Source organism: Arthrobacter sp. RIT-PI-e (genome assembly GCF_001187915.1).
Lineage (GTDB): Bacteria > Actinomycetota > Actinomycetes > Actinomycetales > Micrococcaceae > Arthrobacter_D.
This window is the reverse complement of record NZ_LGIU01000063.1, coordinates 1-15,483: the sequence shown is the minus strand read 5'-3', so window position 1 is coordinate 15,483 and position 15,483 is coordinate 1. Positions and strand designations below refer to the sequence as shown.

Genomic DNA, 15,483 nt, shown 5'->3' with positions numbered 1-15,483 from the left:
AACACCGCCCGGATCCGACGTCCCGGCCGGCCTGCACCAGATCCGACGGAAGCGTGGAGAAAAACGTGAGTACTGAACAGGGTTCCACTCTGTCCGCCGCAGCGGACCCGGGCCTCGGCCCGCCCGGCCGAGCCGTGACCGAGTTCCCCGAACCCCGCGCACTGGACTCGCACGGTCCGGCGAGGATCATCGCCATGGTCAACCAGAAGGGCGGTGTGGGCAAGACGACGTCCACGATCAACCTCGGTGCCGCGCTCGCCGAAGCCGGGCGCAGGGTGCTCCTGGTGGACTTCGACCCGCAGGGTGCGCTCTCGGCGGGGCTCGGCACCAACCCCCACGAGCTCGACGTCACGGTCTACAACGTGCTCATGGACCGCAAGGTGACCGTCCACGACGCCATCCGGCACACCGCGATCGAGAACATCGACCTGCTGCCGGCCAACATCGACCTCTCGGCGGCCGAGGTGCAGCTGGTCAACGAGGTCGCGCGCGAGCAGGTCCTCGACCGTGCGCTGCGGAAGGTCGCGGACGACTACGACGTCATCCTCATCGACTGCCAGCCCTCGCTCGGTCTCCTGACCGTCAACGCCCTCACCGCGGCGCACGGTGTGATCATCCCGCTGATCTGCGAGTTCTTCGCCCTGCGCGCGGTGGCCCTGCTCGTGGAGACCATCGAGAAGGTCCAGGACCGGCTCAACCCCCGCCTGCAGATCGACGGCGTCCTGGCCACCATGTACGACGCCCGCACCCTGCACAGCCGCGAGGTCATCGCCCGGCTCGTCGAGGCGTTCGGCGACAAGGTCTTCGAGACGGTGATCAAGCGGACCATCAAGTTCGCGGACGCCACGGTGGCCGCGGAACCGATCACCTCCTACGCCGCGAACCATTCGGGAGCCGACGCCTACCGGAACCTCGCCAAGGAACTCATCAGCAGGGGCGGGGCGCCCTAGGTGCCCGGAGTCCTCCGCCCCCTCCGGCGGGACTGAATGACCACCGCGGTCGAGGTCGGTACGGCGGTGCACGTGGCCCGCACCGTCTTCGAGGTGCAGCTGACCAACTTCAGCGGCCCGTTCGACCTCCTGCTGAACCTCATCTCGCGGCGTGAACTGGACATCACCGAGATAGCGCTCGCACAGGTCACGGACGAGTTCATCGCCCACATCCGCCGCGCCCAGGCCACGGACGGCGAGTGGAAGCTGGACGAGGCGAGCGAGTTCCTCGTGGTGGCCGCCACCCTCCTGGACCTGAAGGCGGCACGGCTGCTCCCCGCCGGAGCCGTGGAGGACGAGGAGGACGTCGCGCTCCTCGAGGCCCGCGACCTGCTGTTCGCCCGGCTCCTCCAGTACCGCGCCTTCAAGGACGTGGCACGCGTGCTCGCGGACCGTCTCGACGAGGAGGGCGCGAGGTACCCGCGTGACGTGGCGCTCGAGCCCGAGTTCACCCGACTCCTGCCGGAACTGCTCTGGACGCACTCGCCCGAGGAGTTCGCCGCCCTGGCGCTGAAGGTCCTCACGCCCCGCCAGGAGGAGCCGACGGCGGTGGGCATCGAGCACCTCCACGCACCCGTGGTCAGCGTGCGCGACCAGGCCGCGGTGCTGCAGGACCTGCTCGAGCCCGGAGGGGCGCTCAGCTTCGGCAGGCTGACGGAGGGCGCGGCATCCCGCCTGGTGGTCGTGGTGCGGTTCCTGGCCCTCCTGGAGCTCTTCCGGGACGGCGCGGTCTCCTTCGAGCAGGCAGCGCCCCTGTCCGAACTCCTCGTACGGTGGACCGGGAGAGCCGGCCGGAGCGTGCCCTCCCTCCCGGAGGACGGGACAGGACACGACGGGACAGGACACGACGAGCGGGTAACGGGCGACTCCGGCGACGGCGACGGCGCAGGGACGGACACGACGGAAGGAGGAGCCGATGCCTGAGTCCGCGGGCGCGGCTCCGGGCCCTCACCCCGCCGTCGAGGAGCTGCCGGGCGGTGTCCGGGCAGCGGTGGAGGCGATCCTCATGGTGGCGGACCGCCCGGTGACGGAGGAACGGTTCGCGAGCGTGCTGCAGGTCCCGCAGGAGGAAGTGCTCGGGGTGCTGCAGGATCTCCGGCGGGAGTACGACGGCCGCGGGGACGATGACGGCTATACTGGGGTCGGTGCCCGAAGCACCGGACCCACCCCGCCGCGCGGTTTCGAACTGCGCAGCATCGCCGGTGGGTGGCGCATCTTCTCCCGGAAGCACTTCGCAGCCGTCGTCGCGGACTTCGTCCTCGACGGGCAGACCGCACGGCTCTCGCAGGCTGCGCTCGAGACCCTGACGGTCATCGCGTACCGCCAACCCGTCTCCCGTGCCCGGGTGTCCGCCGTGCGAGGGGTCAACGTCGATTCCGTGGTCCGTACCCTCCTGCAGCGGGGACTCGTCGTGGAGGTGGAGAACGATCCGGAGACCGGAGCCGTGCTCTACGGCACCACCGCCCTCTTCCTGGAGAGACTGGGACTGGACGGCGTGGACGACCTGCCGCGGATCGCCCCCCATCTGCCGGGGCCGGAGAGCCTCGGGGAGTATGACGAAACGACGTATTGAGCTCGACCTACACGAAGGACTTCCCACATGACGCAACAGCCAGGATCCGGTTCCGGACGCAACCCGCCCCGCCGCGGCGGAGCATCCGGACGCTCGTCGGACGCTGGCCGCGGCAGGAAGCCCTCGCCGCAGGGTGAGCGTGGCCGCGGCGGTGCCGGGCGATCCTTCCCGGACCGGGGGAGAGGATCCGCCGAGGACCGCCCCACCGAGAACCGTGCATCGGAGAACCATGCATCGGGGAACCGCGCGTCGGGCCGTGCGGAGCGCAGCCCGCAGGCCCGGTCCTCGCAGAACCCCTCCTCCCGGAGCCGCTCGTTCCCGGATCGTGGCGGTCGGGATGCCGGCGGTCCCCAGGCCCGCTCCTCCGCTGACCGCGGAGGCAGGGACGCCGGACGCCCCGCGGAGGGACGCCCGGCGTCCTCCACGGGGGGCGATCGCCGCGACCCCGCCGGCCGTGCGGGTGCGGGACGATCCACAGGGGGCTTCCCCTCCAGCCGTTCGGCCGCTCCGGGGGCCCGCTCGGGCGGCAGACCCGCGCGACCGGGCGCAGGAGCCAAGCAGGGGGCCCGCCCCGGCGCCCAGGGCGGCGCACGTCAGCAGCCCGCCGGTGCCAAGGCCTTCGGCAAGGAGCGTTTCGGCCAGAACCTGGGACCCGTCCGTGCTCCCGCGAAGCCCCGCCGTTCCAGCCGCCCCGCCGACGAGATCGACGTCCACACCCCCGAGGGCGTGCGCCTGCAGAAGGTCATGGCGCTCGCCGGCGTCGCCTCCCGCCGCGTCTGCGAGGAGATGATCCTCGACGGCCGCGTGGAGGTGGACGGCACCGTCGTCACCGAGCTGGGCGTGCGCGTGGACCCCGGGCAGGTGGCGGTCCACGTGGACGGCATCCGCCTCCAGCTCGACGAGCACCTGAAGTACTACGTCTTCAACAAGCCGCGCGGCGTGGTCTCCACCATGGAGGACCCGGAGGGCCGCCCGTGCATCAGAGACTTCCTGAAGACCAAGGACAAGGGCGAACGCCTCTTCCACGTGGGACGGCTCGACGCCGAGACCGAGGGCCTGCTGCTGCTGACCAACGACGGCGAGCTCACCAACCGCCTGACCCACCCCTCCTACGAGGTGCCCAAGACCTACCTCGTGCAGGTGCGCGGGCCCATGGCGCAGGGCGTCGGCGCCCAGATGAAGGAGGGCATCGAGCTCGAGGACGGCCTGGCGCAGGTGGACTCCTTCAAACTCGTGGACTCCACGCCCGGCCATCTCCTCGTGGAGGTGGTCCTCCACTCCGGACGCAACCGCGTGGTCCGCAGGCTCTTCGACGCCGTGGGACACCCCGTGGAGCGGCTGGTACGCCTGCAGGTCGGTCCCATCCGGGTCGGCGACCAGCGCCAGGGCAGCATCCGGGTCCTCGGACGCCAGGAAGTGGGACACCTCCTGGCCTCGGTGGGTCTGTAGACCGATGACGGTGCGCACGGAGCACGGGACGCATCTCGCGGGGCCGGTCCTGGTGATCGGGGCGGGACTGCTGGGGGCCAGCATCGGCCTGGGCCTGCGGGCGCGCGGCCTCGACGTGGTGCTCTCGGACGCCTCACCCTCCACGGAGGCGGTGGCCCGCGACATCGGGGCCGGCAGGGTCCTCGACGAGCAGGGCACGGACACGGCACTGCGTCCGGAGCTGGTGGTCGTGGCCACGCCCCCGGACGTCACCGCACGCGTGGTGGCCGGTGCCCTGCACCGCTACCCCGACGCCGTGGTGGTGGACATCTGCAGCGTGAAGGAGGCGGTGGTGCGGGAACTCACCGCGCTGCCCGACGTCGTCGCCCACCTGCCGCGCTACGTGGGTACCCATCCCATGGCCGGCCGTGAGAAGTCCGGTCCGGTCGCCGCGCGCGGTGAGCTGTTCACCGGGGCGCCGTGGGTGCTCTGCGCCCACGCCGGCAGCGCGCCGGAGGCGGTGCTGCTCGCCGAGTCGCTCGCCGTCGACCTCGGGGCCGTACCCGCCCGGATGACGGCGGAGGAGCACGACGACGCCGTCGCGCTGATCTCCCACCTGCCCCAGGTGGTGTCCTCCCTCGTGGCCAGCAGGCTGCAGGAGTCACCGGCACGCGCCCTCTCGCTCGCGGGCAACGGGCTCCGGGACGTCACGCGCATCGCCGCGAGCGATCCTCGGCTCTGGGTGCAGATCCTCTCAGCCAACGCCGCGCGCCTCGTGGACATCCTCCACGGGGTCCGCGCGGATCTCGACCGGCTGATCGCGACCCTCGAGGACCCCGCGGCGAACGGCGCGCGATTGGACATGGCGCAGCTCATGGCGGAGGGCAACGCGGGGCAGGCGCGTGTTCCCGGCAAGCACGGAACGCCTCCCGGCTCCTTCGCGCACCTCACCGTGCTGGTGGACGACGTCCCGGGCCAGATCGCCAAGCTCCTCACGGAGATCGGTGACACGGGGATCAACGTGGAGGACTTCCGGCTGGAGCACTCACCGGGCCGGGAGCTCGGCCTAGCCGAACTCTCCGTGCTGCCGGGCAAGGACAAGGAACTGACGGAGTCCCTGACGCAACGGGGCTGGAAGGTAGTGCAGTGAGCCAGACATCAGCAGAGGTCCCCGCGAACCACGGACCGGGCCATGTCCACCCCACGGAGCCCGCGGCGTCGCTGTCCGGGTTCCGCCTCGGCAAGTCGCTCGTGATCGCCATCGACGGCCCGTCCGGGTCGGGCAAGTCCAGTGTGAGCCGGGAAGTGGCGCGGAGGTTCCGCGCCGCGTACCTGGACACCGGTGCGATGTACCGGGCCGTGACCCTCCACTGCCTCGCGACCGGCGTCGATCTCGAGGACCGGGCGGCCGTGGAGGCCGCGGCCCGTTCCCTGGACCTGTTCGTCAGCACCAGCCCGGACCGGGAGAGCGTGACCGTCGACGGGGCGGACGTGACCGCCGCCATCCGCGAGCCGGGTGTCTCGGCGTCGGTGAGCGCCGTGGCCACCACGCTCGGGGCGCGCGCCGAACTCATCCGACGCCAGCGGGCCCTGATCGCCGGTGCGGGGCACCGGATCGTCGCCGAGGGCCGGGACATCACCACCGTCGTCGCCCCGGACGCCGAGGTGCGGATCCTGCTGACCGCGAGCGAGGAGGCGCGCCTGCGCCGGCGCGGGGACCAGCTCGGCGGGACCCAGAGCGAGGCACAGCTCAAGCGGCAGGTGACCGACCGGGACGCGCGGGACTCCACCGTGGTGGACTTCCGGCAGGCCGCCGACGGCGTGGTCACGCTCGACTCCTCCGACCTCGACTTCGAGCAGACCGTGGCCGCCGTCGTGAGGATCGTGCGCACCGTGGCCAACTAGCAGCACCGCAAGGCACTCCCGGGCGCCAGCCCACCAGGACCACCGTCGGGAGACGGTACACACCAACCGAAGGAACCCCAGATGAGCGAGAATCTTTCGCCGAACGCATCCGCCACGGACCAGCCGGACGGCGAGGAGTACGAGCCCGCCGGCACGGACCGGGTGGACGAGTTGCTCGAGAACCTCGACGACGCCGACGCGGAGCAGCGCGCCGCGTCCCTGCGCGCCGGTCTCGAGGACTACGAGCTCGACGACGAGGACGCCGCCCTCCTCGCACGGCAGGACGAGGACTACGACGACGAGGCCGAGGGCCGGATGAACCCGGTGCTCGCCATCGTGGGGCGTCCCAACGTCGGCAAGTCCACCCTGGTGAACCGCATCCTCGGACGCCGTGAGGCCGTGGTGGAGGACACCCCCGGCGTCACCCGGGACCGCGTCTCCTACCCCGCCCAGTGGACCGGCCACAACTTCACCCTGGTGGACACCGGTGGGTGGGAGTACGACGCCAAGGGCATCAACGCGCGCGTGGCGGAGCAGGCGGAGATCGCGGTGGACATGGCCGACGCCGTGCTGCTCGTGGTGGATGCGACCGTAGGGGCCACGGCCACGGACGAGGCCGTGGTGCGCATGCTGCGGCGCAAGAACCGCCCCGTGATCCTCGTGGCGAACAAGGTGGACGACATCCAGAACGAGGCCGACGCCGCCATGCTGTGGGGCCTCGGTTTCGGCCAGCCCTGGCCGGTGTCGGCCCTGCACGGCCGGGGAACGGCCGACATGCTGGACCACGTGGTGGAGATCCTGCCGGAGTTCTCCGAGCACGGCGGGATCGAGCGCTCGGGTGGCCCGCGCCGCGTCGCACTCCTCGGGCGTCCCAACGTGGGGAAGTCCTCGCTGCTGAACAAGCTGGCGGGCTCGGACCGCGTGGTGGTGGACCCGCTCGCCGGGACCACCCGCGACCCCGTGGACGAGATGATCGAGCTCGGCGGGCGCACCTGGCGCTTCGTGGACACCGCGGGGATCCGCCGCCGCGTGCACATGCAGCAGGGCGCCGACTACTACGCCTCCCTGCGCACCCAGTCGGCGCTCGAGAAGGCGGAGGTCGCCGTCGTGCTCCTCGCCGTGGACGAGGTGCTCAGCGAGCAGGACGTCCGCATCCTCAACATGGCCATCGAGTCGGGCCGGTCGATCGTGCTGGCCTTCAACAAGTGGGACCTGCTCGACGACGAGCGACGCCGGTACCTCGAGCGTGAGATCGACCAGGATCTCGCCCACGTGGACTGGGCACCGCGGGTGAACATCTCGGCGCTCACCGGATGGCACAAGGACCGCCTGGTCCCGGCCCTGGACGTGGCCCTGGAGCCCTGGGACCGCCGCATCCCCACGGGGCGGCTCAACGCCTTCCTGGGCGAGCTCGTGTCCGCCCACCCGCACCCGCTGCGCGGGGGGAAGCAGCCCCGCATCCTCTTCGGTACGCAGGCCTCCAGCCGGCCGCCGAAGTTCGTGCTCTTCACCACGGGTTTCCTGGATCCCGGCTACCGGCGCTTCATCACCCGCAGGCTCCGCGAGACGTTCAGCTTCGAGGGCACACCCATCGAGGTCAGCATGCGGGTCCGGGAGAAGCGCAGCCGCAAGCGCTGATCCGCCGGCGGGTACTGGACCACCCTGGGAATGCTGTAGTGTTGTCCGAGTGGTTTGGCCCGCAGCGCGGGTCGATCGGGATGTGGCGCAGCTTGGTAGCGCACTTGACTGGGGGTCAAGGGGTCGCAGGTTCAAATCCTGTCATCCCGACCACGAAACCCTGGTGGAAGGCAACTTCCACCAGGGTTTTCTCGTTCCCGGGAGTGGTTGTCCACCGGCACCGGGGAGCACCTCGCACCGGTTCCCGATGTGCCTATACTCGTCCAGTACCCGCACGGCAGGCTGTTCCCGGCGCCGTCGCAGTCCGCGTCCGAAAGGCAACCATGAGCAACATCCCCGACGGCCTCCACTACACCGCGGAACACGAGTGGGTCAGTGAGCCGACCGCCGACGGCATCGTCCGGGTGGGTATCACCGATTTCGCGCAGGACGCGCTCGGGGACGTGGTCTACGTACAGATGCCGGAGGTGGGCGCCGGCGTGAGCGGGGCGGACGTGGTGGGTGAGGTGGAATCCACCAAGAGCGTGAGCGACATCTACGCGCCCGTCACCGGCGAGGTGGTGGGCCGCAACGAGGCGCTCGACGACGATCCCTCCCTCCTGAACACCGACCCCTACGGCGAGGGCTGGCTGCTCGAGATCAAGGTCTCCGACCCCTCGGTGGTGCAGGGACTCCTGAGTTCAGCCGACTACTCCCAGCAGGTAGGCTAGATCCACCTCGCGAAGGCAGTGGGGTGGAGGTGCGGCGCACGTGCGCGAATGCCGCAGCAGGGGAGGACGAACCGATGGTGCCGAGTACGAAATCAGCCGGAAATGGAGAAGAGCCGATCATGACGTCTCCTGAGACAACGACCATCGGTCTACCGCCGCAGGCCGCCGTGTCCGACCTGGAACGACACCTCACGCACGAGGAGCAGGCCTCCGTGGCTGCCCTGCCGGCGGGATCCGCCCTCCTGGTGGCCCACTCGGGCCCCAATGCCGGGGCACGGTTCCTGCTCGACGAGGACGTCACCCGGGCAGGACGGCACCCCAACGCGGACATCTTCCTGGACGACGTCACCGTGTCGCGGCAGCACGCCGAGTTCCGGCGCACCCAGGACGGCTTCATGGTCGCGGACACGGGCAGTCTCAACGGCACCTACGTCAACAACGACCGCGTGGACGGTGTCGCGTTGCGCACCGGCAACGAGGTGCAGATCGGCAAGTTCCGCCTGACCTTCTACGCGGCCCACGGGGGCCCGACCCCCGCGCCGCAGGGCCCGACGGACCGGGTCTAGCACCTCGTCATGCCTTCCTCCCAGCCGGCGCACCGCCCCAGCACCGTGGGCGCGCTTCCTTCCGGGGCCGCCGTGCTCACCATCGGTGAGGTGCTCGGCGAACTCGCCGAGGAATTCCCCTCCGTCACCGCCTCCAAGATCCGCTTCCTGGAGGAGAAGGGCCTGATCTTCCCGAAGCGTACGCGGGCGGGCTACCGCAAGTACGCGGCCCACGACGTCGAGCGACTGCGCTTCGTCCTGGGCGTCCAGCGTGACCAGTACCTCCCGTTGAAGGTCATCAAGGACTACCTCGACGCGATCGACCGTGGGGAGCAGCCGCCGTCGCTGCCCGGGGGAGTGAGCCTCGCACCGCGCGCGGTGTCCGAGCAGACGGCCCGGGACCTCGGTACCCATCGCCGCCGGCTCACCACGGAGACCCTCGCGGCGGAGGCCGGGGCCTCGCGCAGGCTCGTGGACGAGCTCGTCAGCTTCGGGCTGATCGCCGCGGAGGAGAACCGCTTCGACGAGCATGCCCTCAAGGTCACCAGGGCGTGCGTGCAGCTCGAGGGCCACGGGATCGAGCCCCGCCACCTGCGCCCCTTCCGGGCCGCAGCGGACCGTGAGCTCGGACTCGTGGAGAGCGTGGTGGCACCCATGGCCTCACGGAAGGACGTGGCGTCCAAGGCACGCGCCGCCGAGGCGGCCCGTGAGATCAGTGAACTCTGCCTCGGACTCCACAGTGCCCTGGTGCACGGCCACATCTCCCGGATGGACAGTTAGGGGCCACCATGATCGAGATCGAAGTGGTGGGTGTGCGGATCGAGCTGCCCTCGAACCAGCCCCTGGTGCTGCTCCGCGAGGCGGAGGGCGAGAGGCACCTGCCCATCTGGATCGGCGCTCCGGAGGCCAGCGCCATCGCCTTCGTGCAGCAGGGCATCGTACCGCCGCGCCCCATGACCCATGATCTGCTGGTCGACGCCGTGAGCGCGGCGGGCCGAACCATCACCGAGGTGCGCATCACCTCGGTGGAGGACACCGTGTACCACGCGCAACTGGTCCTCGACGACGGCGGTACCGTGAACTCCCGGGCCTCCGACGCACTGGCGGTGGCCCTCAGGGTCCCCTGCCCCATCTTCTGCGCCGACGACGTCCTGGCGCTGGCGGGGGTGGAGATCGCCGACGCGGAGGACGCCACGAGTGGTGGGAGCGAGGAGAACGCCGAGAAGGAGGTGCGGCAGTTCCGGGAGTTCCTCGCGGACGTGGAGCCGGAGGACTTCGAGGGATGAGCCGGCCGGGGGCGTCCGCACCGGCGGGCGACACGGACGCTCCGCCAGGATCGCCTCTTTGACCTTCCCCCACCCGCGATCTAACGTCGAGACATACAGTTCCCATTGCGTGCGCGATGGCCCGGGCGCACACTTGAGTGCAGATCCTGCGGCTTCCCCGGCTCGGGGGGACGACCGGGAACAGAACGAGGAGGCAGCACGTGAGTCCGAAGGGTGACGCCGACGAGGCATCCGGCCCGGTGACCACGGGTACCCCTCCGAGCACCCAGGGTCTCCTGTTCACGGAGGATCTCCCCGTCCTCGACGTGGACGCCGGGTACCGCGGGCCCACCGCGTGCAAGGCGGCGGGGATCACGTACCGGCAGCTCGACTACTGGGCGCGTACGGGGCTCGTGGAGCCCGCTGTCCGTGGCACGTCCGGCTCCGGCACCCCGCGGCTGTACGGTTTCCGGGACATTCTGGTGCTCAAGGTGGTCAAACGTCTGCTGGACACCGGTGTCTCCCTCCAGCAGATCCGCACCGCCGTGGAACATCTGCGTGAGCGCGGGGTGGAGGACCTGGCACAGATCACCCTGATGAGCGACGGCGCGAGCGTGTACGAGTGCACGTCGGCGGACGAGGTGATCGACCTCGTCCAGGGGGGTCAGGGGGTCTTCGGGATCGCCGTCGGACGGGTGTGGCGGGAGGCCGCGGGCGCCCTCGCCGCGCCGCCGCGCGAACACGCGCTCCTCGAGGACTTCCCCGGGGACGAGGTCGGGAACCGCAGGGCTGCACGGAGGATCGGCTGACCCTGCGCTCAGCGTCGCCCGCGGTCCCTCGGCCGCTCGAGGTCCACCATGTTGGTCAGCAGCTCGTCGAACTGCGCCGCGGTCCGTGCGGCGCCGTCCCCCGGCCAGTGGTGCACAGGATGCGCGGCTCCCTGGATCTGCTGCCAGTCAGCCTGTTCCGGCAGCACCGGCCCGAGCAGCGCGTCGCCGAACATCTGCCGCATCTCACCCAGCCGGAACGCGTGCTCCACCGAGGCGGGGCGCACCCGGTTGGTGACGATCCCCGCAGCGCGCAGGTCCGGGGCGAACTCGCGCCGGAACAGCTCCAGGGCGCGCATGGTGCGTTCGGTCCCGGCCACGGAGAACAGGCTCGGTTCGGCCACGAGCACCACCTTGCTGCTGGCGGTCCAGGCCATCCGGGTGAGGCCGTTGAGCGAGGGTGGGCAGTCGACGAGCACGAGGCCGTAGCCCTCGAGACGGGACAGGAGGGCGGCGAGGCGGCGCTGGTCACGGCGCCCGAGGTCGGGGCGGTCGTAGATGCCGGCGTAGGCCGAGCCCATCGCGACGTCGAGCCTCGGTGTGGCCCGACGGTTCCGGGCGGCCGCCGTGGCCACCCAGCCACTGGTGACCGCGTGCGCACGCAGATCACCACGGCGTGCGTTTCTCAGCAGGCGGCCGATGTCGAGCTGACCCGAGGGCCGCACCCCGAGACCCGTGGTCGCATCGGCATGCGGGTCGAGGTCGACCACCAGGGTGGGCACACCCGCCGCGAGCGCCGCCGATGCCAGCCCGAGGGTCACCGACGTCTTTCCGACGCCTCCTTTGAGGCTGCTGATACTCACTACCTGCACGTGTCGAACCTCTGCTTGATCGTGGCCGTCACCTGCGAGGCCGCCGTGATGGGATCCCCGACCATCATAGGGGGAAGCTCCACACCCGCCGGGCCGACGGTGCGGGCGGCCCGTGCGGCATCCGGGGACCGGACGAGGGCGCTCCGCCGATAAACTGCACCGTGTGACCCATTACGACCTCGCGATCATCGGTTCCGGCTCAGGGAACACCCTCATCACCCCGGAGTGGGAGCACCGGAAGGTGGTCCTCGTGGAGGGCGGCACCTTCGGGGGGACGTGCCTGAACGTGGGGTGCATCCCCACCAAGATGTACGTGTACCCGGCCCAGCTCGCCTCCGCCCCGGCGGAGGCCTCGCGGCTCGGCGTGGACCTCACCTTCGACGGCGTCCGCTGGGCGGAGGTCCGGGACCGCATCTTCAGCAGGATCGACGTCATCTCCGCCGGAGGCCGGGACTACCGCGCCGAGGATTTGGAGAACGTGACGCTCGTCGAGGAGCACGTTCGCCTCACGGGGGAGAGGTCCTTCGTGACGTCGTCCGGTGAGGAGATCACGGCGGACCAGCTGGTCATCGCCACCGGCTCGCGCCCGGTGGTCCCGGACATCCCCGGCAGCACCCTCCCGCAGGTCCACACCTCGGACACGGTCATGCGGCTCGATCACCTGCCGGCGCGGATCCTCGTCATGGGTGGGGGATATGTGGCGGCGGAGTTCGCGCACGTGTTCGGTGCCTTCGGGGCCCGGGTGACCATCGCCGTCCGTTCGGGCGGGATGCTCCGGCATCTCGACGACACCGTGTCCGCCGCATTCACGGCGCAGGCGGCCTCCCAGTGGGATCTCCGCCTGGACACGGACGTCACGGAGATCGCCGCGAACCCGGACGGCAGTGCGACCGTACGACTGAACGGGCCGGGAGGACCTGCGGAGGTGGAGGTGGACGTCGTGCTGGTCGCCGTGGGCCGCGCGCCGAACACGGACACGCTCGGGGCGGCGGAAGCGGGCCTGGACCTGCACGACGACGGCCGGCTCGTGGTGGATGAGCACCAGCGGGTGCTGCGCGGAGGCTCACCCGTGCTCGGGCTGTGGTCCCTGGGGGACGTGAGCAGCGACTACCAGCTCAAGCACGTCGCCAACCACGAGGCGAAGGTCGTGGCACACAACGTGGTGCACCCCGACGACCTGCGGAGCAGTGACCACCGGTTCGTCCCGGCCGCGGTGTTCTCCCATCCGCAGACGGCGTCGGTGGGGATGACGGAGGAGCAGGCCCTGGTGCACGCGGAGGCCTCGGGCACCGCGGTGGTCACCGCGGTGCAGCACTACGGGTCCACGGCCTACGGGTGGGCGATGGAGGACACCGAGGGGTTCGTGAAGCTCATCGCCGACCGGTCCACCGGACGCATCCTCGGCGCGCACATCCTCGGTCACGAGGCGTCGATGATCATCCAGCCGATCATCCAGGCGATGTCCTTCGGGCTCGATGCGCGGACCATGGCGCGGGGCCAGTACTGGATCCACCCGGCCCTCACCGAGGTGGTCGAGAACGCGCTGCTGTCGCTCCCCCTGGACTGAGCCCCCGGTCCGACGCCGACGCGGAACCGCCGCCCGGGTCCGGGGACACCGGGCGGCGGCCGGGTCCTCAGCCCTTCGCGGTCGAGTAGATCGAATCCACCACGTCCGAGTAGTCCTTCAGCACCTGGGCGCGCTTGATCTTCAGCGACGGCGTGAGGTGCCCGGTGGTCTCCGTGAAGTCGGTGGGGACGATCCGGAACACCTTGATGGCCTCGGCGCGGGACACGGTGGTGTTGACGTCGTCCACGAGCGACTGGATCTCCGCGAGGACCGCGGGATGCTGCGCGGCCTCGGCCGTGCTGGTGGCGGCGGGCAGCTGGTGCCGGTCCAGCCACCCGGGCAGCGCTTCCTCGTCGAGGGTGATCAGGGCCGAGATGAAGGCCCGCTGGTCACCGACCACCACGCACTGGGACACCAGGGCGTTGGAGCGGATGGTGTCCTCGAGCATCGCGGGGATGACGTTCTTCCCGCTGGCGGTCACGATGATCTCCTTCTTGCGGCCCGTGATGCGCAGGAAGCCGTCGTCGTCGAGCTCCCCGATGTCACCGGTGCGGAACCATCCGTCCACGAAGGCGTCCCCGGTGAGGTCGGGCCGGTTGGCGTACCCCTTCATGACGCAGACGCCCCTGGCGAGGATCTCGCCGTCGTCCGCGATCTTCACCCCGTTACCGGGGAGGGGGGCTCCGACCGTGCCGATCTTGATCTTCTTCGGGGTGTTCACCGTGATCGGTGCCGTGGTCTCCGTGAGGCCGTAGCCCTCGAGGACCATGAGCCCGATGCCGTGGAAGAAGTGGCCGAGGCGGTCACCCAGGGGCGCACCACCGGAGACGGCGTGCTGCACGCGCCCGCCCATCGCGGTGCGGATCTTGCCGTAGAGCAGCCGGTCGAACACGGCGTGCTTCACCTTCAGGGTCAGCGGGATCCTGCCGGCCTGCTCGGCCCTGGACCAGGCGATGGCCACGTCCGCTCCGGCGTGGAAGATCTTGCCCTTGCCGCCGTCCTCGGCCTTCAGCATCGAGTTGTTGTACACCTTCTCGAACACGCGCGGGACGGCGAGGATGAAGGTCGGCTTGTAGCTCTGGAGGTCGGGGAGCAGGTTCTTCACGTCCGGCGTGTGGGCCACGGTGGACCCCGAGGCCACGCACAGCACCGAGATGAAGCGGGCGAACACGTGGGCGAGGGGGAGGAACATGATCGTCTGCCCGCCCTCGCGCGCCACCTCGGGGAGGGCCGCGGCGGCGTTCTCCGAGAGCTCCACGAAGTTCCCGTGCGTGAGTTCGCACCCCTTGGGCCTGCCGGTGGTCCCGGAGGTGTAGATGATGGTGGCGACGTCGTCCAGCCCGGCGTGGGACCGGCGGTCCGTGAGGGTCTGATCGTCCGTCCCCGCACCCGCCGTCCGGAGGGTGTCCAGGCCGCCGCCGTCGAACTGCCACACGTGGCGGAGGGAGGTGATGCCCTCCAGCGTCACGGCCTCGCGCACCACGTCCTCGTGGCGCGCCGATTCCACGAAGGCGCCCACGGCGCCGGAGTCACTGAGGATCCACGCCACCTGGGCGGGGGAGGAGGTCTCGTAGACGGGCACGGACACCGCCCCGGCGAACCAGATGGCGAAATCGGCCAGGGACCACTCGTAGCGGGTCCGTGCCATGATCGCCACGCGGTCCCCGGGCTGCACATCGGACGCGATCAGCCCCTTGGCGAGGTGCTCCACCTGCCGGCGGAACTCGGTGGCCCGGATCTCCTCCCACTCACCGGAGGAGTTCTTCACGGCGAACAGCGCGGGATCGGACGGCTTGGCCGCCTGACGTACCACGAGGTCGGCGGTGTTCGTCCGGCGGGGGACGTCCACGAGGACGGGAACGCTGATGTCACGCACGATAGCTCCTTCGGTATCACCTGGCCCTGGGGTGGTGCCAGCCTATCCGTTCACCGGGGCGGATGGCCGTCACGTAGTGTACGAATCGACAACCACGCCGACCGCGCCCCGCACCCGTCCAGAAGGGACCACCATGCCGATGAAGCCCGAGCGCGCCTCCACGCCCCCTGCGCGCCGGACACGGGTGGACGCCGGCGCCCTGCAGCGCGGCAGCGCCTCCCTGACGGCACGTTCCCCGCGGAGCGCCTTCCCCAACCCCGCGCGCCGCGGGCTGTCGGTGGGCGTGGACATCGGGGGCACCAAGGTGGCGGCCGGCGTGGTGGACGTCCGCGGCACGCGGGGTTGGGG

General features: G+C 70.7%; 15 protein-coding genes, 1 tRNA gene and 1 pseudogene. 15 read left to right on the top strand and 2 right to left on the bottom strand.

Annotated elements, in window-relative coordinates; genetic code table 11:
- Positions 1-65: 65 nt before the first annotated feature.
- The 13 genes from AC792_RS09020 (at position 66) to AC792_RS08960 (ending at position 10,862) form a co-directional block, all read left to right on the top strand.
- A complete protein-coding gene (locus AC792_RS09020; RefSeq protein WP_049830204.1) occupies positions 66-950 on the top strand; it encodes a ParA family protein in 885 nt (294 codons plus the stop codon).
- Between the two features lie 36 nt (positions 951-986).
- Entirely contained in the window at positions 987-1,913 is a 927-nt protein-coding gene (locus AC792_RS09015; protein ID WP_082177609.1) for a segregation and condensation protein A, read from the top strand.
- On the top strand, positions 1,906-2,562 hold the full coding sequence (scpB, locus tag AC792_RS09010) for an SMC-Scp complex subunit ScpB (RefSeq protein ID WP_049830203.1): 657 nt from the start codon (positions 1,906-1,908) through the stop codon (positions 2,560-2,562). The genes AC792_RS09015 and scpB overlap by 8 nt, the downstream gene beginning before the upstream one ends.
- 27 nt (positions 2,563-2,589) lie before the next feature.
- A complete protein-coding gene (locus AC792_RS16415) occupies positions 2,590-4,011 on the top strand; it encodes a pseudouridine synthase (RefSeq protein ID WP_082177608.1) in 1,422 nt (473 codons plus the stop codon).
- A gap of 4 nt (positions 4,012-4,015) precedes the next feature.
- Positions 4,016-5,140, top strand: coding sequence for a prephenate dehydrogenase (locus tag AC792_RS09000; protein WP_049830202.1), 1,125 nt, complete (start codon positions 4,016-4,018; stop codon positions 5,138-5,140).
- Positions 5,141-5,211: 71 nt separating this feature from the next.
- Entirely contained in the window at positions 5,212-5,895 is a 684-nt protein-coding gene (cmk, locus tag AC792_RS08995) for a (d)CMP kinase (RefSeq protein WP_049830220.1), read from the top strand.
- A gap of 81 nt (positions 5,896-5,976) precedes the next feature.
- Positions 5,977-7,533, top strand: a complete 1,557-nt coding sequence (gene der / locus AC792_RS08990; protein ID WP_049830201.1) for a ribosome biogenesis GTPase Der — start codon at positions 5,977-5,979, stop codon at positions 7,531-7,533.
- Positions 7,534-7,609: 76 nt separating this feature from the next.
- Positions 7,610-7,686 (top strand) — tRNA-Pro (locus tag AC792_RS08985).
- Positions 7,687-7,856: 170 nt separating this feature from the next.
- On the top strand, positions 7,857-8,243 hold the full coding sequence (gene gcvH, locus AC792_RS08980) for a glycine cleavage system protein GcvH (RefSeq protein WP_049830200.1): 387 nt from the start codon (positions 7,857-7,859) through the stop codon (positions 8,241-8,243).
- A gap of 119 nt (positions 8,244-8,362) precedes the next feature.
- Complete coding sequence (locus AC792_RS08975) at positions 8,363-8,809, top strand: FHA domain-containing protein (RefSeq protein WP_235436574.1); 447 nt, start codon at positions 8,363-8,365, stop codon at positions 8,807-8,809.
- Positions 8,810-8,818: 9 nt separating this feature from the next.
- Positions 8,819-9,568, top strand: a complete 750-nt coding sequence (ftsR, locus tag AC792_RS08970) for a transcriptional regulator FtsR (RefSeq protein ID WP_082177606.1) — start codon at positions 8,819-8,821, stop codon at positions 9,566-9,568.
- Positions 9,569-9,576: 8 nt separating this feature from the next.
- Positions 9,577-10,074: a bifunctional nuclease family protein gene (locus AC792_RS08965; protein WP_049830198.1), complete on the top strand. Its 498-nt coding sequence runs from the start codon at positions 9,577-9,579 to the stop codon at positions 10,072-10,074.
- A gap of 200 nt (positions 10,075-10,274) precedes the next feature.
- Complete coding sequence (locus AC792_RS08960) at positions 10,275-10,862, top strand: MerR family transcriptional regulator (protein WP_049830197.1); 588 nt, start codon at positions 10,275-10,277, stop codon at positions 10,860-10,862.
- Between the two features lie 8 nt (positions 10,863-10,870).
- Here the strand turns inward: AC792_RS08960 and AC792_RS08955 are convergent, their stop codons facing one another.
- Positions 10,871-11,692 carry a ParA family protein gene (locus AC792_RS08955; protein WP_049830196.1) on the bottom strand — a complete coding sequence of 274 codons (822 nt, stop codon included), beginning with the start codon at positions 11,690-11,692 and terminating at the stop codon, positions 10,871-10,873.
- A 163-nt stretch (positions 11,693-11,855) separates the two neighbouring features.
- Between AC792_RS08955 and AC792_RS08950 the strand changes: the two genes are divergently transcribed.
- Complete coding sequence (locus AC792_RS08950; protein ID WP_049830195.1) at positions 11,856-13,259, top strand: mycothione reductase; 1,404 nt, start codon at positions 11,856-11,858, stop codon at positions 13,257-13,259.
- Between the two features lie 67 nt (positions 13,260-13,326).
- Here the strand turns inward: AC792_RS08950 and AC792_RS08945 are convergent, their stop codons facing one another.
- On the bottom strand, positions 13,327-15,135 hold the full coding sequence (locus tag AC792_RS08945) for an AMP-dependent synthetase/ligase (RefSeq protein ID WP_049830194.1): 1,809 nt from the start codon (positions 15,133-15,135) through the stop codon (positions 13,327-13,329).
- A gap of 133 nt (positions 15,136-15,268) precedes the next feature.
- Here AC792_RS08945 and AC792_RS08940 point away from each other — a divergent pair.
- Positions 15,269-15,483, top strand: a pseudogene (locus AC792_RS08940) (hypothetical protein); the annotation flags it as partial.

What these genes read in the sequence shown, in the direction of transcription:
- AC792_RS09015 (WP_082177609.1), top strand. Translation starts at nt 987, where the DNA reads ATGACCACCGCGGTCGAGGTCGGTACGGCGGTGCACGTGGCCCGCACC.
- scpB (WP_049830203.1), top strand. Translation starts at nt 1,906, where the DNA reads ATGCCTGAGTCCGCGGGCGCGGCTCCGGGCCCTCACCCCGCCGTCGAG.
- AC792_RS16415 (WP_082177608.1), top strand. Translation starts at nt 2,590, where the DNA reads ATGACGCAACAGCCAGGATCCGGTTCCGGACGCAACCCGCCCCGCCGC.
- AC792_RS09000 (WP_049830202.1), top strand. Translation starts at nt 4,016, where the DNA reads ATGACGGTGCGCACGGAGCACGGGACGCATCTCGCGGGGCCGGTCCTG.
- der (WP_049830201.1), top strand. Translation starts at nt 5,977, where the DNA reads ATGAGCGAGAATCTTTCGCCGAACGCATCCGCCACGGACCAGCCGGAC.
- gcvH (WP_049830200.1), top strand. Translation starts at nt 7,857, where the DNA reads ATGAGCAACATCCCCGACGGCCTCCACTACACCGCGGAACACGAGTGG.
- AC792_RS08975 (WP_235436574.1), top strand. Translation starts at nt 8,363, where the DNA reads ATGACGTCTCCTGAGACAACGACCATCGGTCTACCGCCGCAGGCCGCC.
- ftsR (WP_082177606.1), top strand. Translation starts at nt 8,819, where the DNA reads ATGCCTTCCTCCCAGCCGGCGCACCGCCCCAGCACCGTGGGCGCGCTT.
- AC792_RS08965 (WP_049830198.1), top strand. Translation starts at nt 9,577, where the DNA reads ATGATCGAGATCGAAGTGGTGGGTGTGCGGATCGAGCTGCCCTCGAAC.